The organism is Pseudomonas sp. SWRI81, from assembly GCF_014268545.1.
Taxonomy (GTDB): Bacteria; Pseudomonadota; Gammaproteobacteria; order Pseudomonadales; family Pseudomonadaceae; genus Aquipseudomonas; species Aquipseudomonas hamedanensis.
Map to the genome: position 1 here is coordinate 87294 of NZ_JABWQS010000021.1, position 15341 is coordinate 102634.

The window sequence follows — 15341 nt, forward strand, 5'->3', positions numbered from 1 at the left end:
CGAGCCTGCTCGCGAAAGCGTTCGGTCAGTCACAACAGATTTGTCAGGACTGACGCCATCGCGAGCAGACCCCCAGGGCGACTCAGTCCAGACGCGGCACGGTAAAGCGAAATTCACTGCCCTGCCCCGGCTCGCTCTCGGCAACAATATGTCCGCCATGGGCTTCGACGATGCCTTGGGTGATGTACAAACCGAGGCCGGTGCCGGTGGGGTTGCCTTCCTTGATCGTCCAGTAGCGATCGAACACGTGGGGCAAGTGTTCCTTGGGGATCCCCTCGCCGCTGTCACGCACCGAGAAGACGATTTCATTGCCAACCGATTTGGCGCACACGCCCACCGTGCCCAGGCGTGGGGTGAACTTGATGGCGTTGCCGATCAGGTTCGACAGCACCTGGAACAACCGCTCGGGGTCGGCATGAACACGCAGGTCGGGATCGGCCTCGAAGGAAATGCTGATGTCCTTGTCCTGCGCCAGCGGCGTGAGCAGCGACTGCGCTTCTTCGAAGATGTGCCCGACGTCCAGCGGCTGCGGCGAAATGGTGTAGCGCCCGGCATCGATTTTCGAGGTGTCGAGCAGATCTTCCAGCAGTGTGTTCATCCGCGCCGTGGCCTGCTGCATGGTGTCGATGGCCGTGGAGATACGCCGCGAGGTGTGCGCACCATCGGAGCTGAACGCCTTCTGCATCATGCCGCAGAGCATGGAAATCACCGTCATCGGGTTGCGCAGGTCATGGGACACCACCGCCACCAGTTCATCCCGGGCGCGCACGGCTTCCTGCTCGCGCCGCACCTGACGGGCCAAGTCGTTTTCCAGGGCCGATCGGCGCAGGTCGTTGGCGGCGAATACGTCGCCATGGCTCCATTTCCTCGAGATTCCGGCCATCTCGACCTTCCAGATTTCGAACGAGGTACGCGGGCGCAGACGCAAGCCAGCGTCGGAATTTTCCAGGTCCAGCGGCTTGCGCGGGTCGCCGCTCCAGTTGATGTTTTCCTTCACTTCCGCGCGAAACCACAACACGCCGTTATCGACCGGTTTGGGCAGGCTCATGGCAAGCACACCGCTGGCCACTGACTGATACTGCGCCGCTGGCGGATAAACGCTGGACAGGTGATGACTGGCGAAGACCGGTTCGTCGCGCGCCTGTAGCCATTTGTGCAGGGCACGAATTTCTTCCGGCTCCGGGCAGTTGCCGTAACGGTGCAACTGCTTGTCTTCGATCATTGCTATGCCGTCAGCTTCGACCAGCGCCATCAGCGTCGCGGGATGCTGCGCGAGACCATCGAAGACGCTCTGCGACGAGTCGATCATTGCCTGATTAAGCAGCGCCAGCGCCTCGACCTTTGCTTCACGCTGGCGAGTCAGTTCCAGCGTTTCCATGGCGCTGATCTGCAGCGACAGCACCTGGCCAATGGTCTGGCAGGCCATGCGCAGTTCGTGGGGCACGTGCAATGGCTGGCGATTGCCGCAGCTGATCAGGCCCCAAAGGCGGTCGCCCTTGAGCAAGGAGATACTCATGGACGACAGCACGCCCATGTTCTTCATGTACTGGCAGTGAATCGGCGAGACGCTACGCAGGGTGGCGAAACTCAGGTCCAGCGGCGTCTGGGTGTCGGGGCGCAGCTTCGGCACCAGCGGCACCGGTTGGTAATCGGCGTTGGGGATGATTCGCAGCCAGTTGGTGCGGTACAACTCGCGCGCTTGCTCGGGAATGTCCGAGGCCGGGAAGAACAGGCCGTTGAACACTTCCATTGACGGGTCGGACGCTTCGGCGATGACCTGGCCGTGGCCCTCTTCCTCGAAACGGTAGATCAGCACCCGGTCGTAACCGGTCATTGCCTGGATTTCCTTGACGCTGATGTCGTACAACGCCTGCAACGTGGTCGCGGCTTGCAGGCGCTGAAGCATGCGACCCAGATGGATGTTGATCCCGGCGACATTGCGCGGCTGGGAGTTTTTGACGTGGATTTCCAGCTCCAGAATCAGCACACCCTGATGGCGATGCAACAGGCCCTCGAACGCGGTGCCGTTGAGTTCGAAATGCAACGGCGCCGCCTCGGAAAACGCCGACTGCGCCAAAGCATCCAGCACTTGCGCGGTGTGTTCAGTGCCGATCAGGCTGTGCAGCGGCTGACCAATCAGCGATTGCGGCGTGCGCGCCAGCAGGGTTTCGACGTTGGCGCTGACCTGAATGATCTGCAGCGATGGTTCGCTCAACGTCAACAGCAGACCGTGGGGCTGGATCGCGCCGGGAAAGCGGATCGGTTCGTCGGCGCAGTTGGCCAGCAGTTCTTCAAAAGCGTCCTGGTCTTGCGGGGTCATGCCAGTACCTCCTGGCTTTCGAGCCAGCGCTCGAAACAGCTGAATGTGGTTTGTGCCGCAGCGACGACAGCCGCGCGTTCGGCGGCGTCCAGGGGGCGGCTGCCCAGGTATTCGATGAAATCGCGCCAGCGCCGGCCGGTGGCTGCGCCGTAAATGTCGAGAAAAGCGGCACCGTTGTCGGCGTCCAGATTCAGCCGCGCAGCGATTTCCCGGCGCAGGATCTGCCCGCCCAGCGTCGCGCCTTCAAGCACGTACAACACGCCGAGGCTGGCGGCGCTGGCGCTGATCAGCGGCAGCTCGCGGCACATTGGCAGCGTTGTGGACGCAGCGCCTAGCGTCTGCAGGTCAGCGTACAGGGTTGCAGCCTTCAAGCGCGGCGTCAGGTCAAAATCGTCCGGGATCAAGCCACTGTCGAGCAGCGCCTGCTCCAGCGGCTGATAAAAGCCGTAATAGGCCTGCATCAACCGTTTGAAAGCGTTGATATCAAGGGTATCGGAAAAAAAAGGGAGGCGTTTTTCCAGTGCGATATGCAGTTCGGCAGTACCGGCGCGCAAATCCTGCAGTACCGGTGGCACATAAACCTCACGGGCCTTTACTTGCATGTAGGTCGCTCTAGGTGGGGCCGCCTGGGCCATTGGGGGTTCGCGCAACGCGAGCAAATTTATCACGGCGCACGCCCAAACTGACCACATGGCCCGCTTTTTCTACCGTCATGTCACCCAGGTCAGAGTTGCGCCGGAGGACAAAAGTTCGCCCGGCGCCAGCCCCGTCGAGGTCAAGGCTTGAGATCCGGATCGCTGTCCAGGTGTTTCTGCTGCACCGCGTCGATGTGGGTCGGCGGGTTCACCGGCTGCGCCGGGTCAATGGCTGGTGGTGGCGTGAGTTGCAGCACTTCGCTGGTGTAACGCCACTCCTGCATGACCTGCTCGGGATGTTCGTTCAGCCGCGTGCCGTAGCTGGGGACAATCTGACGCAACTTGTCCTGCCACGGCGCAGACGCCAGTTTGTCCTTGAACACTTTGCCCATCAGATCGAGCATGATCGGCGCCGCAGTCGAGGCCCCCGGCGAGGCGCCGAGCAGTGCGGCGATGCTGCCGTCCTTCGAGGCCACCACCTCGGTGCCCAGCTTGAGCACCCCACCCTGCTGCTCATCTTTCTTGATGATCTGCACGCGCTGACCCGCCTGCCACAACCGCCAGTCTTCTTTCTTCGCCTGAGGGAAATAGGCTTGCAGCGCGGCGAAACGGTCGTCGTCCGATTGCATCAACTGGCCGGCAAGGTATTGCACCAGATCGAATTCGCGCACGCCGACGCGCACCATCGGCCAGAGGTTATGCAGGGTGGTACTGGCCGGTAGATCGAAATACGAACCCTCCTTGAGAAACTTGGTCGAGAACGTCGCGAACGGGCCGAACAGAATCACCCGTTTGCCATCGAGCACCCGCGTGTCCAGATGCGGCACCGACATCGGCGGCGCCCCGGTCGAGGCAATGCCATAGGCCTTGGCCATGTGTTGCTGCGCCACTTGCGGGTTGTCGGTAACGAGGAACGAGCCACCGACCGGAAACCCCGCGTAGTCTTTCGCTTCCTCGATGCCGGATTTCTGCAGCAGCGGCAATGCCGCACCGCCGGCGCCGATGAACAGGAACTTGGCATCGGTGGCGGCCGTGGTGCCGTCCTTGAGGTTTTTGTACTCGACGTGCCATGAACCGTCGTCGTTGCGGGTGATGTCGCGCACTTCCGTCGATAGTTTGAGCGAGAAATTGTCGCGGTTTTGCAGGTGCCCAACGAACTGCCGGGTGATCTCGCCAAAATTGACGTCCGTGCCGATCGGCGTCCAGGTCGCCGCGATTTTCTGCGCCGGGTCGCGCCCTTCCATCATCAGCGGCACCCACTGCCGGATCTGTTGCGGGTCTTCGGAATACTGCATCGGGCGGAACAACGGGCTGGCCTGCAAGGCCTCATAGCGTTTTTTCAGAAAGCGGATGTTGTCGTCGCCCCAGACAAAGCTCATGTGCGGCGTCGAATTGATGAACGAGCGCGGGTTCTTCAACACCCCGGTTTTTACCTGCCAGGCCAGGAACTGCCGGGTAATCTGAAACGCCTCGTTGATTTCCACGGCCTTGGTGATGTCGATCTTGCCGTCTTTTTCCGGGGTGTAGTTCAACTCGGCCAGCGCCGAATGGCCGGTGCCCGCGTTATTCCAGCCGTTAGAGCTTTCCTCGGCGACCTTGTCCAGGCGCTCGACCATTTCCATCGACCAACCCGGCTCCAGCTCGCTGAGCCAGACCGCCAGTGTCGAACTCATGATGCCGCCGCCCACCAGCATGACATCGACTCGTTTGGTTTCTGCGGCATACGTCTGGGCGCTGCCGATTGCGAGGGTCAACGCGAGCAGCGCACAGGGGCGCATCGGATTTTTCATGGGAAGCCTCCTGGGGTGTACCGGTCCGCGAACCGGCTCAATCGGCAGTGTCGTTCTGCACAGATGGATCGCCGTTGGCCGGCACACGGGTGTCAGGCGCGGGCCGTGTCGGGTCGTTTTTTTCAGCCCCGGGGTAACCGGGCAGACCGCGACTATCGGCCGGGGTCATCACATCGCCGCCGGCACCGGCGTGGTCCCAGTCGGTGGTGGCGTTCGGGTCTTCATCGCGCCCGGCGGTGCCAAGGACGAAACCGTCGTCATTCGGATTGACCGTGTCATCGAGCGGTTTGTCGCTGCTGGATGGGTTGCTCATTGGCTGCCTCCAAAAAGTATGGATCGGACTTGTTTGGAATGCCGTGCAAGCGTCGAGTGCAATGCAAGAGACCAACGGTGCATGCCTCCTGAAGCGCGCCAGCATCAATCTGGCGCTTCGCTGGCGCCTTTGAGTTCGACCTGATTGCCATCCGGATCGAAGCAGTACAGCGACAAACCGTAACCCTCGGCGCCGAAACGTCTGGCGGCTTTTTCCACGTCCAGCCCGAACGATTGCAGGTGCGCAGTGAGCGCTGCTTCGTCGAACGGCTCGATGCGCAGGCAGAAGTGGTCGACGTTGCGCCGCTGCGCCTGCGCAGCACCACCGCCCTTGCGGCCGAGTTCGCCCTCAAGGTCGACCAGATCGATCATCGAAGTCCCGGCGCGCAGATGCACCAGCCCCAGCGGCTCGTTGTGCCTGACCATCTCAGCGCCCAAGACCTGGCGGTAAAAGTCGATGCTGCGTTGCAAGTCGGCGACGCGCAGCACGATATGGTCGATGTGGCGCAGGGTAAACGGGTGCATAGTCGATGCCTCACTCCGATGGGGTTGGCGCAGGTTGTGAACGGTTGCTTTACACCTGAAAAGATCGCAGCTTGCACCCGCCTCTACAGTAGTTCAGGGCTTGCGGGAATTCACTGTCGATTTTCCGGTGGAGCCATCGACAAAGCGGATTTACTCTCAAGCCATGAACATACAGACCGCTGTCCTGCCGCCCCACGCCGAAATGGTTCGCGCCATGCTTGAACGCGACACTGCCTATGAAGGCGTGTTCTTCACGGCGGTGAAAACCACCGGTATCTTCTGCCGCCCCAGTTGCACGGCGCGCAAGCCGAAACCGGAAAACGTCGAATTTTTCGCACACGCCGACGAGTGCCTGTGCGCCGGGTATCGCGCCTGTCTGCGCTGCAAACCGCTGGACGCGGCGGCCGTCGCCCCGGACTGGGTGCAGCGCCTGCTCAGCGCCGTGGATGCCGACCCCGAGCGCCGCTGGAGCGACGCGCAGTTGCTGGCCGAAGGCATCGAACCGCTGAAGCTGAGGCGCTGGTTCAAACAGCATTTCAGCATGACTTTCCACGCCTGGCTGCGCACGCGCCGACTGGGCATGGCTCTGGGCGGGATCAAGCAAGGCACCTCGATTGACCACGCCGCGTTCGACTCTGGCTACGAGTCGCTCAGCGGTTTTCGCGACGCCTTTCAGAAATCCTTTCACATCACTCCAGGACGCGCCGCCAACAGCGAGCCGCTGCTGTTCACGCGGCTGACCACCCCGCTGGGGCCAATGATTGCCATGGCCGAACGGCGTGGCCTGGTGCTGCTGGAGTTTCTTGACCGGCCGGCATTGACCCGCGAAGTCGAAGCCCTGCAAAACCGTTATGGCTACGCCGTGGCACCGGGGCATAACGCGCATTTGCAGCAGATCGAGGCGCAACTGGCGGATTATTTTGCGGGCAAACTCAGCGAGTTCAGCGTGCCGCTGCACTTGCCGGGCAGCGCGTTCGCCCGCGAGGTCTGGGCGGCGCTGCTGCAAATTCCCTACGGACACACCAGCACCTACGGCGCCATTGCCGCGCAACTGGGCAAACCCGGTGCCAGCCGTGCGGTGGGTCTGGCCAACGGACATAATCGGCTGTCGATCGTGGTGCCGTGTCATCGGGTGATCGGCGCAGATGGCTCCCTGACCGGCTATGGTGGAGGGCAGCCGCGCAAGGCCTTTCTGCTCAGGCTGGAAAACGCGGCGCTGCAACTGACGCAACAACTGGCTTTCTGACGCACTCCTTTCAGTCAATAAAAAGGGATTTTCGATGAGTACGCTCGACATTCATCACCTCAGCGGTACAGCCGACGGCTTGCTGAACGAGCATGCCTGAGGCCTACCAAGCCGCCAGCGCCTTTCTCGCCGCGCTGGATGCCGACTGGCAGCGCCACATCAGCGCCGTCGGCCCGTGCCGGCACCAACCTCATCCAGCGCGCGATCCTTATGAGTCGCTGGTGCGGGCGATTGCCTATCAGCAACTGCATGCCAAGGCCGGTGATGCGATTATCGGCCGACTGGTGGGGTTGTTCCCCGAACAACCCTTTCCGCGTCCGGCGCAAATCCTCGCCTGCGATGTCGCGCGGCTGCGCAGTTGCGGGTTTTCCGCGAGCAAGATCGCGACGATCCAGGGAATAGCCCAGGCGACACTGGACGGCGTGGTCCCGGATTACGCCACGGCCCGAGCCATGGCCGACGAAGCGCTGATCGAGCGCCTGATCAGCCTGCGCGGCGTCGGCCGTTGGACCGTGGAAATGCTGCTGATCTACAGCCTGGAACGCCTGGATATCCTGCCGGCAGATGACTTCGGCGTGCGCGAAGGCTATCGGCGCTTGAAAGGCCTGGAGGTGCAGCCGACGCGCAAGCAAATGATCGACATCGGCCAGGCGTGGCGGCCGTACCGCACGGTCGCGGCTTGGTATTTGTGGCGGGTGGCGAAGGGGTAGACCGTGTCATCGTTCTTCGTGAGCAAGCCCACTCCCGCAGGTTTTTCGGCCTGACACAAAATATCTCGATAGCGCCGATCTCATGTGGGAGCGAGCTTGCTCCGGGCAGCGTTCCGACGAAGGCGTCTGATCAGACGGTCTCTTCGATCAGTCTGAACGGTTTTCAACAGACACATCCTGCCAACAATCCTTCCCGTACCTCTCTATCTACAGATCTAACCTTTCAGTTCTTCTTGAAAGGGCAAGGGAATGCCAAAACTATCAGCCTCACATCGTTTGCGTCTCGGCCGTTATGACGAACCCAACCGTATATATTTATTAACCGCAAATACGCTATTCCGCGCACCTGTTTTCAGACAAGTTGCATTGGGTAGATTGGTCGCAGAGCAATTCCGCCAAGCTCAGGAGCTGGGCTTCGCTGATTCGCTGGCCTGGGTTGTCATGCCGGACCACTTTCACTGGTTGATCGATTTGAAGCGTGGGTCCCTGAGTGAATTGATGCAGAGAACAAAATCCTTGAGCGCGCGGGTGGTGAATATGGCTGCGGGTCGAGAGGGAAGTCTCTGGCAACCGGGCTTCCATGATCGTGCACTGAGGCGGGACGACGATCTGGTACAAATGGCTCGATATGTGGTGGCCAACCCCCTGCGGGCAGGCTTGGTGCAAAAGCTTGACGACTATCCACTGTGGGATGCGATTTGGGCCACCAGAACCTCATGCCCCTCTTCGTGAGCAAGCTCACTCCCACACTGGCCCGATGCCAACCACAACCCCGCCGCGCCCCACAATCCCTTGTGGGAGCGAGCTTGCTCCGGGCGGCGTTCCGACGAAAGCGTCAGGTCAGGCAACCTCGATGCTGAATGTTCCAGCCTCTTCGTGAGCAAGCTCACTCCCACACTGGCCCGATGCCAGCCACAACCCCGCCGCGCCCCCCAATTCCTTGTGGGAGCGAGCTTGCTCCGGGCGGCGTTCCGACGAAAGCGTCAGGTCAGGCAACCTCGATGCTGAATGTTCCGGCCTCTTCGTGAGCAAGCTCACTCCCACACTGGCCTGATGCCAGCCACAACCCCGCCGCGCCCCCCAATTCCTTGTGGGAGCGAGCTTGCTCCGGGCGGCGTTCCGACGAAGGCGTCAGGTCAGGCAACCTCGATGCTGAATGTTCCGGCCTCTTCGTGAGCAAGCTCACTCCCACGCTGGCCCGATGCCAGCCACAACCCCGCCGCGCCCCCCAATTCCTTGTGGGAGCGGGCTTGCTCCGGGCGGCGTTCCGACGAAGGCGTCAGGTCGGCCAGCATCGATGGTGAATGCACCGCCCCCTTCGTGAGCAAGCCCACTCTCACAAGGGTCCGGTGCCAGCCACACAATTCCTGAACGCCACCGATCCCACCCTCAATGCGCCCGATCAAGCCCTACCAACAGCGCGCTGTCGTGGCTGTAGATGTCCGGCGCATAACGCACCTGGCCTGCGCTGTCGACCTGTGCGGTCCAGTAGGTCATCAGGATGGGCACCGGGGCCGACAGGCGGAATTCGTGGGTGCTGCCGCTGGCGAGCAGGGTTTCGGTACGGGCCTTTTCCGCCGGGGTGAGTAGCAGATCGCGCAATTGCATCGGGTGTTCGACCCGCACGCATCCGGAGCTGAACGCCCGCGGTCCCTTGTCGAACAGCGCCTTGCTCGGCGTGTCGTGCAGGTAGACCGAGAACGGGTTGGGGAAGCGAATGACCATTTGCCCCAGCGGATTGCGCGGGCCAGCGTCCTGTCGCAAAAGGACATTGCCGGGATTGTCCCAATCGATGTCCGCCGCCGCCAACGGTTGGCCGTTGGCATCGAGCACTTGCAGGTTATGGCGGCTGAGAAAGGTCTGGTCCTTGCGGATTTCCGGCAGTTTGTCTTCTTTCCAGATGGTCGGCGGCACTGTCCATGTCGGATTGAGGGTCAGCCGCGTGACGCGGGATTTGAGCAGCGGCGTCTGGCGCTCCGCCCGGCCCACCTGAGTGCGGGTTTGCCAGACCGGCTGGCCGCCGTGATAAAGCGTGAGTTCTGCGGCGGCGACGTTGACCAACAGGCCGTCGGCTTCCATGTCCTGCGCCAGCCAGCGGAACCGCTCAAGGTTGATGCGCAACTGATCGCGGCGGGTCAGCGGGCTGATATTCAGTTCGGCAATCGTCCCCGGGCCGACCACGCCGTCAGCCTGCAGCGAGTGGTTGGCCTGAAAACTTTTCACCGCGTCCACCAGTTCGCCTTCGTAGGCGTTGCCGGACGCGACCGGCTCAGGCAGATAGCCTTCGCTGTGCAGACGCTTGGCCAGTTCCGGCACGCGTTGGTCTTCCATTGCCGGGCGCAGCAGCGGGCCGCTGCCGATGGACTGCCACTGCGGCAAGGCCTGCAGTCGTTGCGCCGCATAAAGGTGGCGCAGGTTGCGGTACTGGACCAGATGCGGACGGGCCAGCTCGAACGCCGCCGCTATATCGTGCAGCCCGGGCACGGCAATGCTCAGCAGTTGCGCCTGACGATCATGCGGCGGGCCGTCGACGCGCCACAGCGGCTCGAAATGCGCTTGCAGCAGGCGCCCGTAATGCAGGTCCTGCAACGCCTGGAGGTACTGGCGGCTGATATCGATGTCGGCGCATAACTCGCCATCCTGCGGCGCGGTGGTCGCGACGGCATAGCGATTCGGATTCAGGCCATCGTCAACCAACAGTTGCAATTGCGCGCGCAACGTCGGCAATCGTGCAGGGTCCTGCGCCCAGACCGGCATCCAGCCCTGTTGTTCATAGAACGCCTGCAGTTGTGTCAGTGCCGGGCCGCTGAGCTGCCCGGCGATGGCCGGACACGACTGCGGCAAGCTGATCATGACCGCGTGTAACGGGCTGCGTGGCTCGACCGGAATTGGCGCAGGCGGCGGCGCCAGCGTCGGCAAGGATGGCAGCGGCTCCTCAGCGCAAGCGACAAACGGCGCAGCGAGCAAACAAATGCTCAAGTAGCATGCGTACTTTTTGAACAACTGCTTTACTCCAATCCATGGCCGTCTCGATGACGGTCAACCTTACATTAGCTGCGCTGAACAGTCAGGCTCGATCTTCGGGCCTGCGGGTAACGACTGGGAGTCAGGAACCAAAAGTGCCGTTTATGTCGCCAGTGAGGACACTTTATAAAATGTTGACGTTTTTGCGCCGACTCCTGTTGACCACCGCGACCCTTGTCGCCGTGACCAGTCCAGTATTTGCCGCCGGCAAGCCATCGCCGGTTCTCTACACCAGCCTCGCCCAAGCCGCGCCGGAACTCAATCCCCATGCGCTCAAAGGTGCATTGAGCGCCATGCAATGCGCAGTCAACAACGGCGCCCGGCCCTCGCGTCATCTGGCGATCATCGACTACTCGCGACCGTCCACCGAGCGCCGCCTGTGGATTTTCGACCTGAGCAAAAAGAAGCTGGTGCTGCGCGACCTGGTCGCCCACGGTTCCAACTCCGGGGAAAACTTCGCCACGCAATTTTCCAATCGTGAAGGCAGTTATCAGTCCAGCCTGGGCCTGTTCCGCACCCAGGAAAGCTACGAAGGCACCCACGGCTATTCGCTGCGCATGGACGGCCTTGAGCCGGGCTTCAATGACCTGGCCCGGGACCGCGCCATCGTCATCCACGCCGCCAGTTACGTGAACCCGTTATGGAGCAAGCGCCAGGGGCGCATCGGCCGTAGCCAGGGCTGCCCGGCCGTGCGGCCGCAGATTGCCAGACAAGTGATCGACCGCCTGAAGAATGGCCAGTTCATGTTCTCGTGGTATCCCGACCATCGCTGGCTGCAAAAGTCGCCTTATCTGAACTGCCAGCCGCAGCAAGTGGCGAGCATTCTCAGCACCCACGCCAGTTAACGCGCGCCGCCGCCGGCAGGTTTGTAGAACAGAAACCTGCCGGTCTGCGCCGTGTTGCGGTACGCCTTCGCCCAGCTCGGGTGCACGCCGCGATCATGAAAATACAGGGCACCGCGGGTGCGGTCCTTGAGCTGGCGGTTCAACGCCTTGCCGGCGATTTCCTTGGCCAGTGCGTATTCGGCATCTTCCTTGACCTGATCAGGCTTGCCATCGCACCACCAGGAAAACTGGCAGTTGCCGCTCTCCGAGCCTTGCTTGACCACCGCGCACACCGTGTCGGGAAAGCCTTGGTGGCCGAGGCGATTCATCACCACGCTCGCCACAGCTTCCATTTCCGGGGTGTCCTTGCCCTTGGCTTCCCAATAGATGCTGCGCGCCAGACAGGTCAGCGGATCGTCCAGCGGCGCGGCGCCGGCCGGGTCTACCGCTTGCGCCTCGGTCGGCGTGATCGCTTCGGACTTCGGCGCAGGCGCACTGACGTTGTCCGCCGCTTTCTCCTCCAGCACCTCGGCTTTTTGTTCAGCCTTGGCCTCGATCGGCGCCTGCGCGTTCGCCGGGCTTGCGTGGATCAACAGGGTTAATACGAAACAGCCGGTCAGGCCTTTTAATCGCATTGTGGATTCCCTCAACGCCCGCAGCGGGCCAAGTGTTACGTCGGTGAGACGCCCGGATTTCGGGGGCCTGCGCAGATTGTAGCCGGACAATTGGCGGGCATCGTGGCGTAGAAAAAACCATTGGAAAAGAAAAAGACATTGCGCTCACCGGGGGCCTTTCGCGCATCATGGGCGCATTGCGCTCAAGGGAGATTTCCATGCGTTTCATGCCATCGGTTTTGCGTTGTGCCGCGTTGTCGCTGGGCGTGGTGTTTGCCGCCTCGGCGCTGGCTGCCGATGAACTGCAATTGATCGAGTCGATCAACAGCTATCGCAGCCAGCCGCAGCGTTGCGGCAGCCAGGCGTCGAACGAACTGCCACCGCTGGCGGCCGACCCACGCCTGCGCCTGCCGGCGAGCGGTGCGGTCGATCTGCAGCAAGCCATGGCCAGCGCCCGTTACCCGATGGTCAACGTCCAGGCGATCACCCTCAACGGCCCGCGCGATGCGACGTCGGCGATGCAGGCGATCAAGGAAAGCTTCTGTCAGGTCGTGCTTGATCCGCAGTTCGTCGATGTCGGCGTCAGCCGCGTCGATCGCGACTGGCGCATCGTGCTGGCGCGGCCGTTGCTCTCGGCGCAGCTGGGCGATGCGCAAAGTGAAGGGCAAAAACTGCTGGCGCAACTCAACACCGCCCGCAGCCAGCCGCGCCAATGCGGCGCTCAGGCGTTTGCCGCGGCGGCCCCGCTGGCCTGGAACGCGACATTGGCCACCGTCGCCCAGGATCACAGCCGCGACATGGCCAATAAAAATTACCTCGACCACAAGGACGGCGACGGCCGCACTCCGGGCGACCGCGCCGAACTCGCCGGCTACAGCGGGCAACTGGTCGGCGAGAACATCGCCGCCGGACAAGACAGCGCCAACAAGGTCGTCGAAGGCTGGCTCGCCAGCCCCGGCCACTGTGCGAACCTGATGAACCCGCAGTACAAAGAACTCGGCGCGGCGTATGCGACCGACCCGAAGAGCAATGCCGGCATTTACTGGACGGCAATGTTCGGCGCGCAGTGACCACCCTCATCGACGCCGTCAATCACTCGGTCAGCCAGAGTGATTGGACGGCACGACGAGCGCCCCTTACCCTGCGCAGTCTGCGCCCGATACCGGCGTCCAACACCCACGAGGCGGCCTATGACAGAGCGTGAATTGATCGATGGTTACAACCGCCGCGTCGACTATTTGCGCCTGTCGGTCACCGACCGCTGTGATTTTCGCTGCGTCTATTGCATGGCCGAGGACATGCGATTTCTGCCGCGCCAGCAAATCCTCACGCTGGAAGAGCTGTTCCAGGTCGCGCAAAGCTTCGTCGCCTTGGGCACGCGCAAAATCCGCCTGACCGGCGGCGAACCGCTCATTCGACCCGGCGTCGTGCAACTGTGTGAACAGATCGCTGCCCTGCCCGGCCTGCGTGAATTGTGCCTGACCACCAACGGTTCGCAGTTGGGTCGGCTGGCCAAGCCGTTGTTCGAAGCCGGGGTCAAGCGCCTCAACATCAGTCTCGACAGCCTCGACCCGCAGCGTTTCAAGGAACTGACCCGCACCGGCGACCTGGCGCAGGTCATCGAAGGCATTGATGCCGCGCGCGCTGCCGGCTTCACCCGCACCAAGCTCAACTGCGTGGTGATGCAGGGGCGCAACGACCATGAGATCAACGATCTGGTGAGTTTTGCCATCGACCGCGACCTGGATATCTCCTTTATCGAAGAGATGCCGCTCGGGGCGATTGCCGAGCACAGCCGTGCCGAGTCGTTCTATTCCAGCGCGCAGGTTCGCGAGCGTATCGCCGAGCGATTTACCCTGATCGATTCGGCCGAATCGACCCAAGGGCCTTCGCGCTATTGGCGCGTTGCCCAAGCACCGAACATTCGCCTGGGCTTTATCTCGCCACACAGCCACAACTTCTGCGGCACCTGCAACCGCGTGCGCCTGACCGTCGAAGGTCGCCTGCTGCTGTGCCTGGGTAACGAGCATTCGATGGACCTCAAAGCAGTGTTGCGCGCCCATCCAGGCCATCCGGAGCGCCTGGAAAACGCGATCATCGAGGCAATGAAACTCAAGCCGTATCGGCACAACTTCGAAGTCAACGACGACGTGCAGGTGGTGCGGTTCATGAACATGACCGGCGGCTGACCCGCCGCGTAACCGGGACCGCGCGATGATCGTCAGACCGAGACCCAATCAGTTCGCCGTACTGTTCACCCTCAAAGGCTCGATCGCCAAACGCATCGCCATGCGCACCCTGATGCTGACGCTGCTGGCGGCGGCGATCGTGCTGATCGAACTTCTTGTGCCGAGCTATTTCGCCAAGATCAACGCGACACCGTTCACTTTGCTCGGCCTGTCGCTGTCGATTTTCCTGAGTTTTCGCAACAACGCCTGTTATGACCGTTGGTACGAGGGGCGCAAAGCCTGGGGCGAGGTGCTGTTGCGCGTGCGCTCGGTGATGCGCGAGACCCAAGGCATCGATGACGCCAGCCTGCGCGCGCCGCTGTTGCGCAACCTGTGCGGTTTCGCCCATGCGCTGAACGCGCGGTTGCGCGGCGAAAGCGAGGCGCGGGCCAGTGCCGACTGGGTCAGTCCGCCGATCGATGGGGCTGCGCCGGATCACTGCGGGCAGATCATCCATCAGGTCGGGCGCCAGTGTTCAGCGCTGGAATCGGCTGGCGTACTGTCGCCATGGCGCTATCAACTGCTGGCCAATCACCTCACCAGCCTGACCCAGGCCCAGGCCGTGTGCGACCGGATCAAAAGCACGCCACTGCCCTTCCCTTACACCCTGCTGCTGCACCGCACGATTTACCTGTTCTGCCTTCTGCTGCCCTTCGCCATGGCAGAATCCCTCGGTTGGCTGACGCCGCTGTTCACGGCGATTGTCAGCTACACCTTCTTCGGCTTCGACGCCATTGCCGACGAACTGGAAGACCCGTTCGGCCGCGATGAAAACGACCTGCCGACCGACGCATTGGTGCGGACGCTGGAGCGCGACGTGCTGTACGAACTTGGCGTGTCGCCGCTGCCGCCCGCGCCGCAACCGGACGACTACGTGCTGCGTTGAATGACACAGCAGCAAGAAACGATAGGGCCCGGCGTGTTCACTCTGGGCCGAGGTGCGGCCATTCGCGAGCAGGCTCGCTCCCACAGTTGAAATGCATTCCATGTGGGAGCGAGCCTGGTCTCACAGTTCAAATGCATTCCAATGTGGGAACGAGCCTGGTCTCACAGTTCAAATGCATTCCAATGTGGGAACGAGCCTGGTCTCACAGTTCAAATGCATTCCAATGT

Annotated in this window: 15 protein-coding genes; 7 read left to right on the forward strand and 8 right to left on the reverse strand. The window is 62.1% G+C overall.

The features are described from left to right. Positions 1 to 82: 82 nt before the first annotated feature. From HU765_RS15210 to HU765_RS15230, 5 genes are all read right to left on the reverse strand, one after another. Positions 83 to 2320 carry an ATP-binding protein gene (locus HU765_RS15210; protein WP_186621491.1) on the reverse strand — a complete coding sequence of 746 codons (2238 nt, stop codon included), beginning with the start codon at positions 2318 to 2320 and terminating at the stop codon, positions 83 to 85. Then, positions 2317 to 2922 (reverse strand): biliverdin-producing heme oxygenase, encoded by a 606-nt coding sequence (locus HU765_RS15215; RefSeq protein ID WP_186621492.1) that lies wholly within the window; start codon positions 2920 to 2922, stop codon positions 2317 to 2319. Before HU765_RS15215 ends, HU765_RS15210 begins: the two co-directional genes overlap by 4 nt. Before the next feature lie 173 nt (positions 2923 to 3095). Beyond that, complete coding sequence (mqo, locus tag HU765_RS15220; protein WP_186621493.1) at positions 3096 to 4745, reverse strand: malate dehydrogenase (quinone); 1650 nt, start codon at positions 4743 to 4745, stop codon at positions 3096 to 3098. Positions 4746 to 4782: 37 nt separating this feature from the next. Beyond that, positions 4783 to 5058, reverse strand: coding sequence for a hypothetical protein (locus HU765_RS15225; RefSeq protein ID WP_186621494.1), 276 nt, complete (start codon positions 5056 to 5058; stop codon positions 4783 to 4785). A gap of 104 nt (positions 5059 to 5162) precedes the next feature. Further along, on the reverse strand, positions 5163 to 5582 hold the full coding sequence (locus HU765_RS15230) for a VOC family protein (protein WP_186621495.1): 420 nt from the start codon (positions 5580 to 5582) through the stop codon (positions 5163 to 5165). 163 nt (positions 5583 to 5745) lie between these two features. On the opposite strand from HU765_RS15230, the gene HU765_RS15235 reads away from it, so the two are divergent. From HU765_RS15235 to HU765_RS15245, 3 genes are all read left to right on the forward strand, one after another. Next, on the forward strand, positions 5746 to 6828 hold the full coding sequence (locus HU765_RS15235) for a methylated-DNA--[protein]-cysteine S-methyltransferase (protein ID WP_186621497.1): 1083 nt from the start codon (positions 5746 to 5748) through the stop codon (positions 6826 to 6828). 92 nt (positions 6829 to 6920) lie between these two features. Continuing rightward, on the forward strand, positions 6921 to 7538 hold the full coding sequence (locus HU765_RS15240) for a DNA-3-methyladenine glycosylase (protein ID WP_186621499.1): 618 nt from the start codon (positions 6921 to 6923) through the stop codon (positions 7536 to 7538). Positions 7539 to 7787: 249 nt separating this feature from the next. Continuing rightward, the gene (locus tag HU765_RS15245; protein WP_186621500.1) at positions 7788 to 8270 is read left to right on the forward strand and encodes a transposase; all 483 of its coding nucleotides are present in this window, start codon (positions 7788 to 7790) and stop codon (positions 8268 to 8270) included. Positions 8271 to 8674: 404 nt separating this feature from the next. Here HU765_RS15245 and HU765_RS15250 read toward each other — a convergent pair whose 3' ends face one another. After that, positions 8675 to 8848 carry a hypothetical protein gene (locus HU765_RS15250; protein ID WP_186621501.1) on the reverse strand — a complete coding sequence of 58 codons (174 nt, stop codon included), beginning with the start codon at positions 8846 to 8848 and terminating at the stop codon, positions 8675 to 8677. Between the two features lie 79 nt (positions 8849 to 8927). Then, a complete protein-coding gene (locus HU765_RS15255) occupies positions 8928 to 10541 on the reverse strand; it encodes a L,D-transpeptidase family protein (RefSeq protein ID WP_186621502.1) in 1614 nt (537 codons plus the stop codon). A 152-nt stretch (positions 10542 to 10693) separates the two neighbouring features. Here HU765_RS15255 and HU765_RS15260 point away from each other — a divergent pair, with 152 nt between their 5' ends. Further along, positions 10694 to 11407 carry a murein L,D-transpeptidase catalytic domain family protein gene (locus HU765_RS15260; RefSeq protein ID WP_186621503.1) on the forward strand — a complete coding sequence of 238 codons (714 nt, stop codon included), beginning with the start codon at positions 10694 to 10696 and terminating at the stop codon, positions 11405 to 11407. Here the strand turns inward: HU765_RS15260 and HU765_RS15265 are convergent. Continuing rightward, on the reverse strand, positions 11404 to 12021 hold the full coding sequence (locus HU765_RS15265) for a cell wall hydrolase (RefSeq protein ID WP_186621504.1): 618 nt from the start codon (positions 12019 to 12021) through the stop codon (positions 11404 to 11406). The genes HU765_RS15260 and HU765_RS15265 overlap by 4 nt on opposite strands. Positions 12022 to 12218: 197 nt before the next feature. Here HU765_RS15265 and HU765_RS15270 point away from each other — a divergent pair, with 197 nt between their 5' ends. The 3 genes from HU765_RS15270 to HU765_RS15280 all read left to right on the forward strand — a co-directional run bounded on the left by HU765_RS15270 (position 12219) and on the right by HU765_RS15280 (position 15114). Continuing rightward, positions 12219 to 13070, forward strand: a complete 852-nt coding sequence (locus tag HU765_RS15270) for a CAP domain-containing protein (protein WP_186621505.1) — start codon at positions 12219 to 12221, stop codon at positions 13068 to 13070. 120 nt (positions 13071 to 13190) lie between these two features. Further along, positions 13191 to 14189 carry a GTP 3',8-cyclase MoaA gene (gene moaA / locus HU765_RS15275; protein ID WP_186621507.1) on the forward strand — a complete coding sequence of 333 codons (999 nt, stop codon included), beginning with the start codon at positions 13191 to 13193 and terminating at the stop codon, positions 14187 to 14189. 25 nt (positions 14190 to 14214) lie between these two features. Beyond that, on the forward strand, positions 14215 to 15114 hold the full coding sequence (locus HU765_RS15280; protein WP_186621509.1) for a bestrophin family protein: 900 nt from the start codon (positions 14215 to 14217) through the stop codon (positions 15112 to 15114). Positions 15115 to 15341 lie beyond the last annotated feature (227 nt).